This is a genomic window from Sporomusa intestinalis (genome assembly GCF_055383785.1).
Genome location: NZ_AP042390.1, coordinates 4,073,632 through 4,091,147 on the forward strand (window position 1 = coordinate 4,073,632; position 17,516 = coordinate 4,091,147).

At 49.0% G+C, this 17,516-nt stretch carries 15 protein-coding genes; 1 reads left to right on the forward strand and 14 read right to left on the reverse strand.

Annotated features, from left to right (window positions below; all coding sequences use genetic code 11):
- Nucleotides 1-773: 773 nt before the first annotated feature.
- The 14 genes from ACZ481_RS19090 to ACZ481_RS19155 all read right to left on the reverse strand — a co-directional run bounded on the left by ACZ481_RS19090 (nucleotide 774) and on the right by ACZ481_RS19155 (nucleotide 16,769).
- Complete coding sequence (locus ACZ481_RS19090; RefSeq protein ID WP_464766924.1) at nucleotides 774-2,252, reverse strand: CdiA C-terminal domain-containing protein; 1,479 nt, start codon at nucleotides 2,250-2,252, stop codon at nucleotides 774-776.
- A 137-nt stretch (nucleotides 2,253-2,389) separates the two neighbouring features.
- Complete coding sequence (locus tag ACZ481_RS19095; protein WP_464766925.1) at nucleotides 2,390-3,340, reverse strand: phage tail tube protein; 951 nt, start codon at nucleotides 3,338-3,340, stop codon at nucleotides 2,390-2,392.
- A 12-nt stretch (nucleotides 3,341-3,352) separates the two neighbouring features.
- Nucleotides 3,353-3,829, reverse strand: a complete 477-nt coding sequence (locus ACZ481_RS19100) for a hypothetical protein (protein ID WP_464766926.1) — start codon at nucleotides 3,827-3,829, stop codon at nucleotides 3,353-3,355.
- 27 nt (nucleotides 3,830-3,856) lie between these two features.
- Nucleotides 3,857-4,018 carry a hypothetical protein gene (locus ACZ481_RS19105; RefSeq protein WP_464766927.1) on the reverse strand — a complete coding sequence of 54 codons (162 nt, stop codon included), beginning with the start codon at nucleotides 4,016-4,018 and terminating at the stop codon, nucleotides 3,857-3,859.
- A 58-nt stretch (nucleotides 4,019-4,076) separates the two neighbouring features.
- Nucleotides 4,077-4,274, reverse strand: a complete 198-nt coding sequence (locus ACZ481_RS19110; protein ID WP_464766928.1) for a hypothetical protein — start codon at nucleotides 4,272-4,274, stop codon at nucleotides 4,077-4,079.
- On the reverse strand, nucleotides 4,271-4,687 hold the full coding sequence (locus ACZ481_RS19115; RefSeq protein WP_464766929.1) for a LuxR C-terminal-related transcriptional regulator: 417 nt from the start codon (nucleotides 4,685-4,687) through the stop codon (nucleotides 4,271-4,273). The genes ACZ481_RS19110 and ACZ481_RS19115 overlap by 4 nt, the downstream gene beginning before the upstream one ends.
- A gap of 686 nt (nucleotides 4,688-5,373) precedes the next feature.
- Nucleotides 5,374-6,168, reverse strand: a complete 795-nt coding sequence (locus tag ACZ481_RS19120; RefSeq protein WP_464766930.1) for an ABC transporter ATP-binding protein — start codon at nucleotides 6,166-6,168, stop codon at nucleotides 5,374-5,376.
- 10 nt (nucleotides 6,169-6,178) lie between these two features.
- Complete coding sequence (locus tag ACZ481_RS19125) at nucleotides 6,179-7,264, reverse strand: FecCD family ABC transporter permease (protein WP_464766931.1); 1,086 nt, start codon at nucleotides 7,262-7,264, stop codon at nucleotides 6,179-6,181.
- A 235-nt stretch (nucleotides 7,265-7,499) separates the two neighbouring features.
- Entirely contained in the window at nucleotides 7,500-9,713 is a 2,214-nt protein-coding gene (locus ACZ481_RS19130; RefSeq protein ID WP_464766932.1) for a TonB-dependent siderophore receptor, read from the reverse strand.
- 89 nt (nucleotides 9,714-9,802) lie between these two features.
- Nucleotides 9,803-11,548, reverse strand: coding sequence for an ABC transporter ATP-binding protein (locus tag ACZ481_RS19135; protein ID WP_464766933.1), 1,746 nt, complete (start codon nucleotides 11,546-11,548; stop codon nucleotides 9,803-9,805).
- 18 nt (nucleotides 11,549-11,566) lie between these two features.
- Nucleotides 11,567-13,357: an ABC transporter ATP-binding protein gene (locus ACZ481_RS19140; protein ID WP_464766934.1), complete on the reverse strand. Its 1,791-nt coding sequence runs from the start codon at nucleotides 13,355-13,357 to the stop codon at nucleotides 11,567-11,569.
- A gap of 74 nt (nucleotides 13,358-13,431) precedes the next feature.
- Nucleotides 13,432-14,463: an ABC transporter substrate-binding protein gene (locus ACZ481_RS19145; protein WP_464766935.1), complete on the reverse strand. Its 1,032-nt coding sequence runs from the start codon at nucleotides 14,461-14,463 to the stop codon at nucleotides 13,432-13,434.
- A 324-nt stretch (nucleotides 14,464-14,787) separates the two neighbouring features.
- Complete coding sequence (locus tag ACZ481_RS19150; protein ID WP_464766936.1) at nucleotides 14,788-15,774, reverse strand: helix-turn-helix domain-containing protein; 987 nt, start codon at nucleotides 15,772-15,774, stop codon at nucleotides 14,788-14,790.
- A gap of 176 nt (nucleotides 15,775-15,950) precedes the next feature.
- Entirely contained in the window at nucleotides 15,951-16,769 is an 819-nt protein-coding gene (locus ACZ481_RS19155) for a hemagglutinin repeat-containing protein (RefSeq protein ID WP_464770658.1), read from the reverse strand.
- A 122-nt stretch (nucleotides 16,770-16,891) separates the two neighbouring features.
- Between ACZ481_RS19155 and ACZ481_RS19160 the strand changes: the two genes are divergently transcribed.
- Nucleotides 16,892-17,257 carry a hypothetical protein gene (locus ACZ481_RS19160; RefSeq protein WP_464766937.1) on the forward strand — a complete coding sequence of 122 codons (366 nt, stop codon included), beginning with the start codon at nucleotides 16,892-16,894 and terminating at the stop codon, nucleotides 17,255-17,257.
- Nucleotides 17,258-17,516: the final 259 nt, after the last annotated feature.

The following is a 17,516-nucleotide window of genomic DNA, read 5'->3' on the forward strand; positions in this document are numbered from 1 at the left end:
CAGAATTTGTGTTCTACAGCCAGCCGCTGTGCCCTATGATTGTCAAGCAGCTATTTAGCACCAGCATTCTTCAGTTAAGTATCTTTATGCTGCCGCCTCATTCTCAACGCATTATATTTCCCACATACCGGGCACCGTATAATCCGTTCAAGCAATTCCGGCTCAAATTCGCTTCGTATATTGCACTTCTAATTCACTTTGAGCACATTCCGGGCATAGAACCTTTGTACCAGGGTCTTCCCCTAGCACGATTCCTGCCTCAAGCCATTTCTTTGACGTATCCCAAATCTTTTTATCAATTCCTTGCTATGCCTGTTTTACTTTGCTATCCACTTGCTACTGCCCATTTCAAACTTTAATCCTTCTTTAGCAACTTATAAGCTTTACTGGCTAAGATCATCAACAGATTTACTTACCCTTTTGCACTCAGTTTGTCAGAAAATTAGAAGGTACAGAGGTTTCTGCGATGCAGCCACCGACTTTCCTATTTTGCATTGAGTTCGAACGAAGTTGAACTTTTTCAATAAAACTACTTTCCCTTTTCAAGGATGTATCGCTTTATGACTTTATCACCGTCAAAAACATGAATTCTTTCACACTTCGGGCATCTCCATACTTCATATTTAGGAAAAGGTATCGTCAAAGGGTCAATACAATCATGCTGTATAATTTCATCCCATTCTCTATCTGTATATACCCTTAACTCAATGTCATTAGGAGCCTGCGTATTTGAGAGAGTCTCACCACATTTACACAAAAGCCTAGCCATACTATCATCTCCTTACAATTCCTTCTATTGTCCATATTTCAACCCGCCCAGGTAAGGCTTTACTCTCGTAGGTTCCAGCAGCGCGAGTGAGAACTTGTTCCGAATCTTTAATGCTTAATCCAGCCTGCCTACCATCTATTATAACTACTTCGGCTCCCTGCTTAAAGCCCTTTTGAATTCTAGTAATAGCGGTATTTAGATTTAGATTTTCAAGCGATTTCAATTCCGTCTTAACCCCGTTTACTAAGAAATCCGGGGTTTTTGATTCGGTGGTTTTAGCTATTATCTCTACTTTCTTTCCTTTTGATAATAGGTCACTCACCACGGTTCGCTCAGCGGAAGTTAGCCCGTCAAGAGATCCCAACAGTTTGCCAGCTTTACTCGACCCCTTAATGACTCCGTTTAAACCCCGGACAAATTTCATACCCCCAGGAACCACGGAGTCTTGAAGTCCGTCCAACAAATTCATGTATTCTCGCAATTTAAACTCATATAGCGGATCTTCCGGCGAAACTCTTTCAAGCGCAAGCATATTCTTCGCCATTGTCTCTCGCGATTCCTTTTCCTGGTTTGCCTTCAACAATTTCCAGGATTCTACTAAATTTCCAATGCCATCGGCAATACTTTGTCGCTTAACCCTATCCCGGTCATCAATTTTTTCCAGCTCTCCCGGAAGCGGCATTTCGCCCTTAACTTTCGTTGTCGTGCCATCCTCATTATACTGCAGCGTTACCCCTTCTGCTTTTTCCTGTTCCGTTAATTCTTCTACGACATGTGCGCGATTATCAGGAGACAGTAAATACTCAGCACTGATACCACTAGCTGAATCAACGCCAATACTATATTGTACCTCCTTTAAAAACGCTACCGTTTTATCAGCGAAATCAGCTTCGTCCTGCCATTGCGTATCTCTCAGATATCTTAAATCATTATCAACATTAATTCCTGATTTGCGATATGCATCTAGCTCCGGCTTATGGGTACTAATTTTGTTTTCTCGCTCTGCCCGTGAACTACTATTGGCAATATCAAAAATTAATTTTTTATAATTAGCATTCCAGTTTGCCTCATTAATCTGCCGGGTCATTTCATCATATACCTGTTGATCAGTCCACATAGGGTTTGCTGCTCTTACTATTCGCCATTTTTGATCATACCAGGCAGCTTGTTTATTATTATCAAATTGTTTCGTCGCCGTATGCGCGGTAGCACCGACGCCAGGAGATGATGAGGGTGTTAGCTGTGGCAGTGAAGATATATACCAATCCCCGCCAAATCTTGCAAAGGCAACTCCATCACCATTGCGAACAACTATTGAATCGCCATATTGCCGTAACAGCCAATCCCCCTTTGTTCCTGCCGCCGTTGTATAATAAGGAGTTTTCCAAGGACTGACGACAAACAGGTTTCCTATTTCATCTGACACAATTGAGTTGTCGCCGTACAAGTGATATAACCTATTTCCAACAAAATCCTCGCTCATTCATCTATCACCTTCAATCTTGGCATAAAAAAGCGCAAGCTACCACTTGCTTGTTGGAATAGCTTGCGCCTTTTTACTTTAGTTTGTAGTTAATTCATTCTAAGGCAGGCTTCTTTTACTCTCTTAAAATTTTAAGGCTATACCGTTGCATAAGAGGCAAAACCATTCACCAAAGTCGCTACAATAGCACTGCCGCCGGCGCCATTATCGTAAAAGGCCTTAAAGGGCAGATTGATATAGATCCCTTTTTCGCTTTCAATCCCGGGTGATGTTTGCTGAAAAATGACTTCTTCCATAAAAAATTGCAGGCTATGGGTGCCGCTGGTAAACTTGAATTTTAGGGAGGATGTCGTGTTATTAACCGCCTTATGCAGCAGTACCGTGTCGGCAAAAAACGCCTTAATACTGCCGGACACCTGGAGGATACCCTCAGGCAAGTCGGTTCGGCAGCCGTTGCCGCCAATGGTATAGGTATTGCCGTCCAGACCGAAATCCGCGCTCAGGCTGGCTTCCGTTACTATGGCCAGTTGTGCTCCGCCTTCCTCAATCGATCCCTGAAAGTTGCTGAATTTCAGGAGCGGCAGGGCGGTCAGGGATGACGCAAGGGGCGCGGCCCCAACGGTACGTTTGGCGCCAAGAATATCGATATTGGCAGTTAATTCGGTGTCACCGCCATAGGTAAAGGAAAATTTGTTGACTTTGCAGCCGTTAAACTTTTCATAGGCCGTAATATCCGGATACTGCTGCTCCAGCACCAGCGACGGCTGCCTGTTGGTAACTTTAAATACATGGGTGTAAGGACCGGCGCCGCTTGTTGCCGGATTGCCAAACATGGCCCGCAGCCAGAAACCGATACCGGTTTGATCAATTGGCGCGACAATGCTGCCGGCTACGTCGGTATTGCCGACCGCCGGCTGGAGCTGGTCGCGGCGGCCGCGAATGGTTGTGGAATCTATCCGGTTTTGACTGATTGTGAGTTTGGACTGATTGATAGGCATATTATAGCCTTGGGGAATTGCCGGCGTCAGCCCGTAAGCAGCCTCATAAGCCAGGGCCAGCTGAGAGTTAATTCCTTTTGCTCTTGACATGGTAAATCCTCCTTAAAAATGAATGCTATAGCCATTTACAGGGTCGATTTTCACGGTAATATCCATCCGCCCGGGAAACTGCGGGAAATAGGCAACTGGTTCGATACTGTAATCCAACACACTGATTGGGTTGTTCGGGCTTAATTGAGCAAGTTCCAAATAGATTAACTGGCCCAGGGCATCACATTCTGTAATGCCACTGAACTCTGTTACCTGATTGTCTACAGTCACTGCGTTTTGCACTATCGTCCAGCCTAGCGTGAGCTTATACACGTATTCCTGCAATTCCAGCCCTTCTGTTTTAGAACCTGGATAAAGAATAATCAGCGGGCACTGCTCTGCCGTTGGCGGCAGTTTGCCGTTAAGGCCGACAAAGATATTGGGCGCCTTATTATAATGAGTTAAGCAAAAATCTTGTATGGGCTGGCTGGCTTGCAAGGCATCCCGCCATTTACTGATAATATCGCTTAGTTTCAGCGTGGGAATCATAGGATCACTTCCTCTCTTTCCTTGTGGTTATGCCGTCTCGTCAGTCATGGCTGCGGTTAGACCCAATTGGCATATGGCGCATTTGCCGGTGGTACCGGTAGTAATCCACCAGGCGCAGGCATCCTCCAGGCATTGACAAAACGAAACCAAGTTGTTTTCCGGCTTAAGACAAAGTAATGGACAATACATTCGCTCACCTCCTATTCTCTATCCGTACACAATGGGTTCAAAAGGATTAGGTATAAAATTAAATATAGTCCAGCGAAAAATCCTGAAGTTGATTGTGCGTGTAAAACCGGCGATTACTCCGGGCCCAGGATATATCCAGGGTGTTTAATTGACGATGTAAGTTTTTAGCCTTTTCTTTAGCCTCCTCTGCCGACAGTCTGGGTTCCTGGCAGCGATATAGATTTTCCAGCATCTCCAGGGAATAATATTTCTTCATCCTTTTACACCTCTTTTTCGCTGGGGAGTATTGAGGTAAGCCGCTAACCGGACGACTGCTTCCTGGATATGAAACTTTACTGTTACCGGCCTGATGCCAAGCATTTTGCTAATTTCCTCAACCTGATAGCCCTGTTTTAATAACTCGAACACTGTCAATTGCCGCGGCGATAATACAACCACTCCCTGATCAATATCCGCAAGTGCACACACAATGTCATCTTTACCATGTGTAAAGCCACCGCCACTGCTGATTTGCCGATATTGTGCAGCAGTTATTTCAGCTGTACTTCTCAATTCCTGGTAACGCCGAATAATATTTGCAATTCTTTTTGAATCATACTCAGTTTCTTTTGTGTCATATTGCCCTCCTTTTACATGATAAGTTGCGATTAGCTTTGATTTACCGCACATACAAACACCTCCTTAATAGATAAAGCTGCAATATATTTTTTGCAGCTTTATAACAATTCTGGAAAAATATAAATATGTCTTTCATCAATAAAAGCGGTATGTTCTCTCTGGGTATTAACCGTAAAAAATTTTTTGATTATAAAAAAACAAGAAGCTCGGCATTGTTTTGCCTTCCCGCTCCTTGCATTAGTTGATTTGTTCTGTATGAATCTTAAAATTGTCCACCTTCCGCATCTCCGGATAATCTCATACCCACTCTTCAGCTTGTGAATTTAATTATTATTTAAATTCAAATTCCTGTTTTACCTTACGAATTACCTTTCTACTCTTTATCCGTACAGTTTGATACAAATAGCGATAGGTTTTTTTAAAATTTTCCAAATTAATTACTATTAGTAAATGCAAGGAAATCTTTCCAGGCTAAATAATATCTTTAGACAAACATCCCCTTAAGTTGACGACATTGCCCGCATAGCGGGTGGTATGATTACGCAATAAAAAATCATCAGAAGTCACTGAAATAACTCTGATGATCTTTAATAGTTTGTTTAGGTCTTCATGTCCTGGCTGGATTGCAAGCTGTAGAAGAATTAATGACTCAAGAGAACCGTCCCCTTGAGTCACCCTTGAGTCATTTTCACCCCTTACATAAAAGCTCTGACTGATAATACTTAGCTATTGCGTTGTTATTTTATGACTCTTTCAATATGCTGGCCGGGTTCCGGATAGTAGTTGATCGTTAGGTAGCCGTTGTCGGGATTTTCCCGAATGTCGCAGCCTATTTCGTATACTGTACGCACTAACTCCGGGGTAAGGATTTTGTTAGGCGGGCCGCTTGCCACAATTTTTCCGTCTTTTAAAACATAGAGCTTGGTACAGTACATGGCTGCCAGGCTAAGGTCATGCAACGCAGCCAATACACCAATTCCGAGGGATTTGACCGTGGCGAGCAGCTGCAGCTGGTACTTAATATCCAAATGATTGGTGGGCTCATCCAGCACCAATATCTGCGGCTGCTGGGCCAGCGCCCGGGCCAGAATGATCCGCTGCTTTTCACCGCCGGACAGCGAAGCGAAACTCCGGTCAGCATACGGTTCCATCCCGACCTTCCGGACTGCTTCCAGAGCGATTTCGTAGTCAGTCAACGTATCCGCCGCCAGCATCTTTTTATGCGGGGTGCGTCCCAGCATCACCATGTCCATAACGGTAAAGTCAAATTCTAGATGATTGAACTGTCCGACCACGCCCATTTTTTTGGCTGACTCGGCAAACTTGGTACTCCTTAAGTCCTGCCCATCCAGAAGAATAGTGCCGCTGGCAGGCGTAAGGACACGGTAGACGGTACGAAGCAGGGTGGACTTGCCACTGCCGTTCGGCCCGATAATGCCGACAAAGTCACCTGTTTGGACATCCAGGGAGATATCCCGGATAATATGCTGTTTACCGAGTTCTACATTGATATTTTTCAGTGCCAGCTCCATTTTTATCCTCCTATTTGCTGCTAAAGCCCAAGGTGTTTTTAAACAAGATATACATAAAAACAGGCGCGCCAAGAAGTGCGGTAATGATGCCGATGGGCAGTTCACCCGATTCCAGGGTGATCCGGGTCAGCACGTCCGCCCAGGTTACAAACAGCGCCCCCGCCAGAATGGTAAAGGGCAGCAGACGCCGGTGGTCGGTCCCTACCAAGCCCCGTACAATGTGGGGAATGATCAGCCCGACAAAACCAATCACACCGCAGGCGGAAACAATCAGGCCCGTAATCAGGGCGGTGGCCAGCATATAATTCCGGCGGACGCGGGGTAAATTGACGCCTAAAGTGATTGCGGCTTCCTCGCCTAACAGCAGGGTATTCAAAATGCGTGACTGGCACAGGAATAAGCCGCCGCAAAGTATAACCCCAAGGGCCGGCAAAAGCAAATTGCTCCATTTGGCCGCAGCCAAAGAACCCATGGTCCAAAAGGCAACCGAACGGATACCTTCGGCATTGCCAGCCGTATAGATAATAAAATTGGTAAAGGCGCTGAACAAAGCATTGGCAATCGTACCGGCCAGGATCATTTTGACTGTAGACATCTGCCCGCCAATGCCGGACAGAGCCATCACCAGCAGGCAAGCTCCCAAGGCTCCCCCAAAAGCCCAGAAGGCTGTTCCCAGGCCGGCGAATATGCCACCGGCACCAATCAGGACCGCAAAAGTAGCGCCCAGGGAAGCGCCGGCAGATATACCCAGAATATATGGATCTGCTAACGGGTTTTGTACGGCAGCCTGCATAATGGTGCCGCACATGGCCAGCCCGGCGCCGGCGATAACAGCCATAAGCACACGGGGAAAACGGATCTCCCAGATGATATCCATATGGGCCCGGGACATTTCGCCACTGTCTACCTGCAACATTTTAGATAAGAGGATCTGCAAGGCTTCCGCGGGAGGAATCCTCACCGTACCGTAACAAACCGCCAGCACTATGGACACGAGAACTGCCGCACTCAGGCCTGCCGTCCAGAGGAAAAAAGTTCGTCTCTTTTGAATGAGGGCAGCCATTTGAAAATTCTGCCGGGATTTTAAGTGCATCACTGCTGTACAGTCTCCCATTCCTTTTTTCACATAGGTATATTCTGAAAAATAACAAGCGGTAAAGGCAGAAACTAATTCTTCCCTCCATTACCGCTGTTCTGCATATTAAAACCAGTCTACCAAAACAACGCTTGTTATAGACAGTGGAACAAAACATTTACTGATAATAAAAATCATTATCAGTAATATTATAGAACGGTCCCCACCGCCGGTCAAGAGGATGCTTCGCTGCCCTTTACCATTGATATTTCAAGGTTGCCAGCACTGTACGGCCATTGCCGTAAAAAGTATTATACTCGCCAAGGCAGCTGGCCACATATTGTTTATCGAAAAGATTGCTTACGTTTATAGCCATGCTGACGCCGGCCAGCCTGGGATTCTTCTTACCGAAATCATATTGAACACCGGCGTCAACCAACGTATAGCCAGGAACCCGGGACGATACCGTCTGTCCCTGATAAGCAGTGGCATTGCTCGCCGTACCATAACTTGGACCAATATACCGGATACCGGCACCAACACTCAGTCCGTCAAGCCGGCCGGCAGGCAGCGTATAGTTGGCCCATAGTGAGGCCTGATGCTGCGGTACAAAGGGCAGCCTTTTCCCGATATTGCTGGTGCCGGCAGCATTGGGATTAGCCTTGGTTACTTCTGATTCCATATAGGCGTACGATGCAGTCAGGCTGAGATGGTTCGTAAGGCTGGTCTTGACTTCGAGTTCTACACCCCGTACCTGTGCTGCCCCTTCCTGCACGCTAAAGCTGGTCTGAACGGTATCCGGGGTGAGCACGTTTTGTTGCTTCAGATTGAAACCGGACAAGGTTACAATACTCTTAGCACCTTGCGGCTGATACTTTACTCCCACCTCGTATTGCTGGCCGGTTGTCGGCACAAAGGCATTGCCCAGGCGGTCCGCGCCGCTGGTCGGCTCAAAGGAGGTCGAGTAGCTGACATAGGGAGCCAGGCCATTGTCATTAAGATAGGTAAGCCCGATCCGCTTGGAAAAGGCATCATCTTTTCGTCTGGCGGGGCTGGTATTGGTGACGGCATCAGTATCAACCCAGTCCTGGCGGCCGCCCAGTGTCAGCACCCAGCGTCCCGCTTTAAGCTGATCCTGCAGATAGAGGCCGAACTGCTCCCGGATTTGGGTGGTGTTGATCACTGTCGGCGGATCAGCAGCCCCCTGCCCGTAAACCGGAGCATATACATCTAAAACGGAAGCAGTACCGGCAGCATAGCCAAATTTGGCAGCATACCAGGCACGGCGGTAGTCGGCTCCCAGCAACAGGGTATGGCGGACGCTCCCGGTATTAAAACTGGCCTGTGCTTGGTTATCGATGGCAAAAATATCACCCTGCTCCCGCATTTGCCAGGTGGCGCGGTTTAGCAGACGGTCTGAACCGGGAACAAAGCCGGTTGCATAGACCATACGCCCATCAAAGTCAACTTTATTATAGCGAAGATTTTGGCGCAGCGTCCAAGTAGCGTCCAGCTTATGCTCAAGCTCATACCCAATCGAGGACTGCTCCCGCTCAATGCGGTCATAGCCGGGTTCGCCCAGCAGTCTGCTGCGCGGAATGCTGCCATGCGGATTGGGCATTAATGTACCATACATCGGCATCGCCTGATAGGTTGCCCCGGCACTATCTTTCAGGTATTGTGCGAGTACGGTCAAACTCGTGGCGTCGTCAAACCGCCAGGTAAAACCCGGAGCAAGAAAAGTGCGTTTATTATCCGTAAAATCGGTCTGCGTGCCGCTGTCCCTCATCAGGCCGGTCAGCCGGAAAAGCCGGGTCTTGTCTGCATCGACCGGTCCGCTGAAGTCGAAAGCGCCCTGCAGGCGGTCAAAACTGCCTGTCTGCAGCTGAATTTCCCGGATGGATTCCGCGGTCGGCTTCTTGCTGATCATATTAAACAGACCGCCGGGGACATTTTGCCCGTACAATACGGAGGCGGGTCCCTTAAGGACCTCGACGCGCTCTATGCCGTAAGCTTCCATAAGCGGAGTTGTATACCCCTGGGCAAAACCATTGTATAAATTCAGACCGTCAAGATAGTTTGGCGCACGAAAGCCCCGGACGTACATCGCTTGTACGCGCGTGTCGGTGCCATAGACTTCACTGGCCACACCGCCGGTATAGCGCAAGGCCTGCTGCAGATCGTACACCCCCTGGTCATCCATCTCCTGGCGGGTTACCACATTGACAATTTGCGGCGTCTCGGTCAGCGGCGCGCCGGTCTTGCTGCCGGTTGTACTTGTACCGGTGGCGGCCACATAATCATGCCTCGCTTTTGCCCTGGTAGCCGTAACCACTACCGTATCCAGGGAAAACTGCGGGTTTTCCGCTGCCGCATACGAGCTGCCCGGCATGGGAAACAGTAACGTACTGCTCACTAGGGCATAGAGCATGGCTTTTTTGTTCTTTGCCAATTTTTTTCCTTGTAACATGATGCCTTCCCCTCCTGTTTGCAACTAAGTTCAGCGGCAACTCGATAATGAATGTCATTATCATTGTTAAGCGAAATTAAAAAGCCGGCTTATCCATTGCTAATTTGCCACCTGCCGGACTGTTCTTGCAAGTCCCACAAACGACGGTACAAAGCCTGATTCTTCATAAGCTGATCATGAGAACCCTGTTCCACTACCTGGCCATCAGCCAACACAATAATATTGGCGGCATTTTTAATGGTTTTCAGCCGGTGGGCAACGACCACCACCGTCTTGCTGCTGACCAGAGCATTAATCGCCTGTTGCAGCTGCCGCTCATTTTCGGCATCCAAGGCCGCCGTCGCTTCATCCAGCAAGATAATAGGTGCATTTTTTAAAAAAGCGCGGGCCAGCGAAATTCTCTGTTTTTCCCCGCCTGATAACGTGCTGCCCCCTTCCCCCACCATCGTGTCATAGCCCTGCGGCAATGCGGTTATGAAGTCATGACATTGCGCCAGTCGCGCCGCTTGTTCAATTTCTTCCCCGGTGGCGTCCTCTTTACCGATTTTAATATTGTTGTAAATGGTATCATGAAACAGATACACGTCCTGAAACACGATGGAAATATTCTTTAATAACTGCTCTGGCTCCATCTCTCTGATATTGGTACCGCCAATCCTGATCTGACCGCTCTGAACCTCCCAAAATCTCGCAATCAGACGCAGGATTGTACTTTTGCCGGAGCCGGACGGGCCGACAATCGCGGTAACGGCTTTAGCCGGTAGGGAAAAGGTAAGATTGCGAAACACAGCCTCCGGTCCATAGCCAAATCCGACCCGCTCAAACGCAATAGCATAGCCGCCTTGACCGGCCGCGCCGGTTCCGGACAAGGCGGGCGCGGTGCGGATAGCCGAAATTCTGCGCGCCGCCAGCGCCGCAAAAGTAAGCTCGTTAAAGCTAACCAGTGTGGCGGTAAGCGGTTCGAAAATCTGTGCGCCAATAACCAGAAATGCGACTAGAACCGTTACATCAAGGCTGCCGCCCTGCAGCAGATACACCCCTGCCAGAATCATGACGGTAAGGCCGCTGCGTAAAACGCCTGTCGCCAACAACATAAAAGGAGCAAGGCCTGCCTCGATTTTTATGCTGTTGTGCATCAGATTTTCCCAGGCGTTTTTCAGCCGCCCAAAGCTGGCCCCGCCGCTATTGCAGGCCTTGATTACCTTCATGCCCGCAAGATATTCCTGCAGCCTGCCGGAGCAATCAATTTTCGCCGCGTTAAGTTCGTTGCCCCATACCTGCTGCAGCTTCAGGCTCAGGTATATAAGCAGCAGCGCCGCCGGCAAAGTAACAAACATAGCAATAGCCATCCTGACATCGACAAACGCCAGCAAAAACGGTGTAAGCACCGGTAGCAGCAAGCCGGCGATAAACCGCGAGAACACATGAGACAGAGTATGTTCCAGCAGGGTATAGTCATTGAGCATGGTGGCGGCCAGCTCCCCGGGCTCCCTGGCCTGAAAAAAACCTAGCGGCAGCTTGCGCAAATGCTCCGCCAGCTCAAGCCTGCCCTGAGCCGCCAGGCTGTAAGCACTGGTGTAGGTGTGGCGGAAACTCAGAACGGCGAATAGTGTGGCCAGGGCCAGCGAGGCCAGGATGCCCAGGCAGTACAGAGTTAAATTGGTAAAATTAATGATCTCGCCCGGGATTTTCAGCGGTTTTATCAGCTCCAGAATAATCAGGAGGGCGAAAAAGGAAAACCCGCCTCTGATAAAAGTATCCAGCGTCGTATAAAGCACCGGCTTGATGAGGGCGCTTGGCTTTCCCCCGGAAAGATCATACAGCAAATTACGCAAGACAGAACCACCTTTCTGTTAGGCCAGCGCCCATTGGTCGGCATCAAGGTATGCCCGCCACAGGCGGCTGTATACGCCCTGCCTGGCCAGCAGCTCCTCATGCTGCCCCTGCTCAACAATCCGGCCTTGGTCCAGCACGCAGATCTGGTCGGCATGCTGGACGGTATGAAGCCGGTGAGCAATGATAAGGACGGTTTTTCCCTGTAACAGCTCGGTCAGCGCCTTTTGAATCTTCACCTCATTTTCCGGATCGGCAAAGGAGGTGGCTTCGTCCAGCACAATAACCGGAGCATCGCGCAAAATGGCCCGGGCAATGGCGATTCTTTGCCTTTCACCGCCAGACAAAGCCATCCCGCCGCCACCGATTTTAGTGTCATACCCTTGCGGCAGCCTAGTAATGAATTCATGACACTGGGCCGCCTGCGCCGCCGCCCTGACCTGCGCCGCCGCTGCCCCGGGGCTGCCGATCCTGATATTTTCAAAAACTGTATCCTCAAATAAAAACACATCCTGAAAAACAAAGGAAACGGTATTCATCAAATCCTCGGTCAGCATTTCCTTAATGTTGACACCGCCTATTTCAACAGCGCCGTCCGTTACATCCCAGAAGCGGGGCAATAAATGGGCAACTGTGCTTTTTCCCGATCCCGAAGGACCCACCAACGCAGTCACCGTCCCCTGCCTGGCGGTAAAATCGATATGCTTCAGGGCCATTGTCGAAGCAACCGCACCTTGATTATAGGAAAAGCTGACATTGCGGAAGGCAATATCGTAGCCCCGGCACGGTTGCGATACGGCCGGCTGGGATATGGGCTCCGCCTGTAGCAGTTCATCGATGTTTTTTACCCCGACGGCAATCATTTTCACCCCGGCGCCTAAAAAAGCCAGTTTTGTAACCGGGGCGCTGACGCCGGGCGCCAGAATCAGAAAAAACAGCAGAGTAAAGGCAAAGGCCGTGTGGTCGGCAGTGCCTTGCAGCAGGAATATTCCTGCCGGAGCAAGGAATACCAGAATGCCGGAAAGCAAAGTATGATAAAGGATATTGTGGGTTTTATAGGTCTGCGTAATAGCCAGCGCCAGCTTTCTATATCCGGTAATCCGCGCATGCAAGACACCGAAGGATTTGACAGACTGCCCAAAGGCTTTTACTACCGGCATGCCCCGGACATATTCGACTGCGGCGGCATTCATCGCCGCCAGACTGGCCTGTTTCTGCTGCATCAGCTTCCCGGTGTCCGGATTGGTAAAGACGCGCCACTGAAGCACAAACGCCACCAGGATGGGCACCAGGCTGACAAGCCCCAGGCGCCAGTCCAATACGAACATGTAAGTAAAAATAACCGCCAGGCTGACCAGGGTACCGATTAAGTCGGGCAGCTGATGGGCAATAAACCCTTCCAGCTGTTCGACATTGTACTCAATGGTTTTCTTGATGGCGCCGCTGGAATGATCGGTAAAAAAACCCAGGGGCAGCCGGGCCAGATGTCCGGCCAATTTTATTTTCAGATCATATAAGACCTTAAATGCCGCCCGGTGGCACAGTACAGAACCGGCATACATAGCCGCCAGTCCCGTACCTGCCGCCCCCAGAGCCAGCCTGGCATACTTGATTATGTAACCGCAATCGGCCCGGGAGAGGTCACCGGCCTTGCTGATAATCTCCACAAGAATGGTATATATACAGTAATAGGGTACAAACAACAGCAACGTGGCGCAGGCCGAGACCATGCCGGCCGCGGCCAGCGGCCAAGGCGTCGCCCCGCTTATTTCCCACAGCCTGGCCAAGCCGGTTTTTGCTTTTTTCGTCATGCATTGCCTCCTTTTGAAATTGCCGCTTTTTCCGGTCGACCATGTTGCGCCGGTTGCCTATATAGACCTATTGTCTATTGCAGCAATTCAGGATAAAAGGCCTTGGCAAAGGTTTCAATCGTATCGACGACCCGGACTCCCCCGGTATTGATATCGGCAAAGTCTACAACCAAAATTCTGTTGTTTTTTACCGCCGCAACATGTTGCAAAGCCTTGTTCTCCTTTAGCCGGGCCAGCACGGTTTCATGGTTCATCCCTTTTACCGCATAGGCAGCGCAAATTAAAATGTCCGGGTTCTGCTCCACAATGACTTCCTGATTAATAGGCGAGCTTTTTGCTACCAGGGTTTCGCCGCCTGCTTTACTTATCATGTCAGCCACAAAATGGTCTTGCCCCCACACCCCGAATTTCTCACCGTCAAGCACAATCAGCAGCATCACTCTGACTTTCCGGTCTACGCCGCCGAGCCGGCTCTGGATGGCGGCAATCCGGTTCTGCTGTTTGGCGATATAAGCGCCGGCCCGGTCCCGGATAGCAAACATTTTCCCGAAATCCTCAATTTCTTTGTAATAGGTTTCCAGTGTATTGACCCCTTCCAGATTTTGCGCCAGCCGCAGCAAATAGACCTGTATCCCCCTGTCGCGCCAGTCTTGGGCCGAACCCAAGGCATCCTCGGTTAAAAAGGGCATGCGCCAGCTCACAAGCAATTCCGGCTTTTGGGCGATGAGTTGCTCCTTAGAGGGATATTGGGCGGCAAGAACCGGTATTTTTGCCAGTTTGGCAGCATGCCTCGGCAAAACCGGACTGTCAAAATTCGCTACGCCGATCAGTTTGTCTTCCAGTTCCAGGTCCAACATCAGCTCGGTGGTAATTTGCGTTAAGGAGATTACCCTGTCCGGCGCTTTGGTAAAGGTAATATCAACCTTTGCCCCCTTTTCGTCAAAATTCGTAAAGGTAACAGGAAATTGCCCTTTTTGCTCCCCAGCAACAGTCGCCGCCTGGCGGACCTGACGGTCTGTTGCCGCCTTGTCGTCTGCCGGTTTGCAGCCGGCCAGCAAGCCCGCGCCGATTATCATTACCAGCAGCACTGCGCTTATTGTTTTCACTGCATACCCCCTCTCACCGCGTTGGCCTGCCGCGTTGAGTATTTGGCTGTTCAAGCTTTCTGTAGACATGAATCCATCCCCTTTTTCTTCTTAGAATTATAGAGTTTTACTGCTGCCTTTTCTACTCATAAAGGTAGCAGTAAGCACCAGAAAAGTATTTTTAACTTATCGCTCTTGGTAAAGAAAACACGGCTTGCGCCGAGCCTTGGCGAAGGCGGAAGCCGATGTTGCCCTTTCCAGGGAAAGTTATACTTTCTATCAGGACAAAAAAGCCTGCTCCACCGGATTGAAGCCGGTGAAACAGGCCTTGCTGAAACAAGCGCATTATGTATCTTTCCTTTTATATTGGCCCGGGTTTATGCCATACTTTTTCCGGAATGCCCTGCCAAAATGGCTGACATTGGAATATCCCATCATGTCTGCCACTTCGCTTACCTGCATTTTCTTTTCCTCCAGAAATAACCGGGCTGCCTCCATCCGTTTGTCCAGCACATAGGCATATACAGGCCTGTCAAAAATGCTCTTGAAACCTGTTTTCAACTTAAACTGGTTGAGGCAGACCATTTGAGCCAGCTTCGCCAGCGAAGGGGGAGCAGCGATACTATGATCCAGAATTTCCTTGGCCTTATAAAGACTGCTGATGTCAGAAGCCGACAGGTTTTCCGTCCGGGAATTGCTGTCTTTCTGTAATAAGGTTTCGGTAAAATAAAGGGTAGTCAATTCCAAAACCTTGCCTTCCAGATACAACGCTTTTAACGCACCCTGATAGGGGCAGTTCAGTATTTGCTGCAGAGCAATTTTCAGTGACGGTGATATCTGCCAATGTTTAAAATCCTGTTTGTAGGCCAGGCATAACCGGACGGCTTCCGGCGGCAGGCTATCCCAAAACGCCTGTAATTGGCCGGGTTTTGTCTTTAGGCACAGAGTATAATACTTTTTCCCGGCGGCATAAGTAAAATATTTTTTACCTTCTTCGCTGCCGGCCACAAAGCATTCATCCGTATCAAAGCGTAAGCTTTGCCTAACCCCCTGCAGATCCCACTGCATTCCTTCGCCCAAGCAGAATCCAAGGCCGTAACTGGCTTGTCCGGCTTTGGCTTCCACATGGAACGGACTGTAAAACATATTATTGCAGATAAATATCTCCAGCAAGCCGCCGGGACTAATCCGCCGGTAATAGCCGTCACCAAGCTCCGGGGGAATATAAAACTCCGACTCAAAACCTGCACGCCGGTAAAAATCGGCAAGACCTGTGCATACACGACACTCTTCTTCCTGCCGATTGGTAACATTGTATATCGTAGCTGCCATTGCCCTTCCATCCAATCAATTGAGAATTAATATCATTTTACCTATTATCATATGATTTGTTACCATTGTCAATATGCGCCACAATTGTTGTATGGATATTCCCGCCGAAGCAGGGGAATGAAGCAGAGACCAGCTAACTAAGGCAAGTCTTTTTTTAAAAAAGGCTTGCCTTAGAATTAATGACTCAAGAGAACCGTCCCCTTGAGTGTTATTTTGGCATCTGCTGTTTTGCGGGTATCTAGATTGACTCCCACGCTGCTGGCACTGTACTCGGCCTTATTCTCAATATCGCTAAAGGTCAGCGTATCGGTACTGAGCTTATTCTTGTCTGGATCGGCATCACTGCTAATGACCGCACCCTTCAAGTCGGTGTTGCCGCCGACTTCGCTGGTAAAGCCACCTTCTCCGGCGTTGATTCCGGCCTGCTCGGTCACGCTCTGGTAAGCGGAGTTTGTTTTGCCTTTACTGAAGGAGCCGGTTATGCCGCTGCCAATGCCGGCGTTGATTCCGGTATTTTTGCTGTTCGCGCTGTAAGTGTCCATATCCTGCAAGCTGGCGATAGTAAGGTCGGCGCCAATTGCGGCGACTACTTTGGCCCCTTCTACCTGCGAACCAATGAGGTTGGTGTCTTGTCCCGAAACCAGGGTTATTGTATCTGCCGCGATTAAACTGCTGCCGCTGTGGCTGGTTGTGCTGGCGTTTTCATTGCTGCGGCCCTGTTGATAGCTGCCGAAGATGCCGGTGCCTAACACCAGGCCTGCGCTCCAGGCGGAACTTTCGCTGTCGCTTTGTACCTGCTGCTGATTCTGGGCGGCCTCCAGGTTGATATCACCAGCCGCTTTGATCGTGATATCCTGGGCATCTATTTTTGTGCCTGTAAGGTGCACATCACCGCCAGTTGCCGTTATGGTTACCGTATTCCCGGCGCTGATGTTGGCAGGGTTCACGGTTTCGATATGAACGGTCTGCTCGGAGCTGCTTTTGCTGCTGCCTATGCTTACGCTACTTTAATATCTTGTTTCAGGTCTTCATGTCCTGGCCGCACTACAAGATGTATAAGAACAAATGACTCAAGAGAACCGTCCCCTTGAGTCAGTCCAATACGATAAAAAGCAGTATGTTAATAGAGCAGTTTACTGGTCGAACTCCAATTTCTATAGAGCAAGATTTCTATGTAACCATGTATTTAACGAACTTAGTTGCTTTTGCAAAGATAGAGTCTGATATGACTATAAAGCAAGCGGAAGACGAGAAAAATCTAAAATATAAACACAAGACAAATGAGAAAATGCTTATTGGCCTATTAAAAGACAAATTAATCCTTATGCTTTTATGCCTAGATCCAAGGCAGCGGCAACAAATTTTTGCTGGAGTAATTGCTGAAGCATCTCGTTTTAAAACGGAAGTTCGTCCAGGACATCATTTTGATTGTCCGAAAGATGCCCACCACAGACGACGAATTAGACGAAAAAGTGTTATATAAGTTCTTAAGTTGACGACATTGGCTGCCCCGAACCCCGGAGTTTACCGCTTTGGTTTTCCGAGGCGGCAAAATAAGGGGCGGACTCTACCGAATCCACCGTCCCGCCAAACCTCTCCCGGCGCTCGGTTCGGTCTCCACCGTTGACCTATCCTCCGGATGAGTAAAAGCATTTCTAAGTATTCCCTTTTCTTGGAACATTATTCCGTTTACACACTCTCGGGGTCACTCCTAAACTTTTAGGTGACTCACGGTACTATGA

Excerpts from the sequence above, each read along its gene's own strand:
- ACZ481_RS19150 (WP_464766936.1), bottom strand. The coding sequence starts at position 15,774 with ATGGCAGCTACGATATACAATGTTACCAATCGGCAGGAAGAAGAGTGT.
- ACZ481_RS19140 (WP_464766934.1), bottom strand. The coding sequence starts at position 13,357 with ATGACGAAAAAAGCAAAAACCGGCTTGGCCAGGCTGTGGGAAATAAGC.
- ACZ481_RS19090 (WP_464766924.1), bottom strand. The coding sequence starts at position 2,252 with ATGAGCGAGGATTTTGTTGGAAATAGGTTATATCACTTGTACGGCGAC.
- ACZ481_RS19115 (WP_464766929.1), bottom strand. The coding sequence starts at position 4,687 with ATGTGCGGTAAATCAAAGCTAATCGCAACTTATCATGTAAAAGGAGGG.
- ACZ481_RS19100 (WP_464766926.1), bottom strand. The coding sequence starts at position 3,829 with ATGATTCCCACGCTGAAACTAAGCGATATTATCAGTAAATGGCGGGAT.
- ACZ481_RS19130 (WP_464766932.1), bottom strand. The coding sequence starts at position 9,713 with ATGTTACAAGGAAAAAAATTGGCAAAGAACAAAAAAGCCATGCTCTAT.
- ACZ481_RS19095 (WP_464766925.1), bottom strand. The coding sequence starts at position 3,340 with ATGTCAAGAGCAAAAGGAATTAACTCTCAGCTGGCCCTGGCTTATGAG.
- ACZ481_RS19120 (WP_464766930.1), bottom strand. The coding sequence starts at position 6,168 with ATGGAGCTGGCACTGAAAAATATCAATGTAGAACTCGGTAAACAGCAT.
- ACZ481_RS19160 (WP_464766937.1), top strand. The coding sequence starts at position 16,892 with ATGTTAATAGAGCAGTTTACTGGTCGAACTCCAATTTCTATAGAGCAA.
- ACZ481_RS19105 (WP_464766927.1), bottom strand. The coding sequence starts at position 4,018 with ATGTATTGTCCATTACTTTGTCTTAAGCCGGAAAACAACTTGGTTTCG.
- ACZ481_RS19110 (WP_464766928.1), bottom strand. The coding sequence starts at position 4,274 with ATGAAGAAATATTATTCCCTGGAGATGCTGGAAAATCTATATCGCTGC.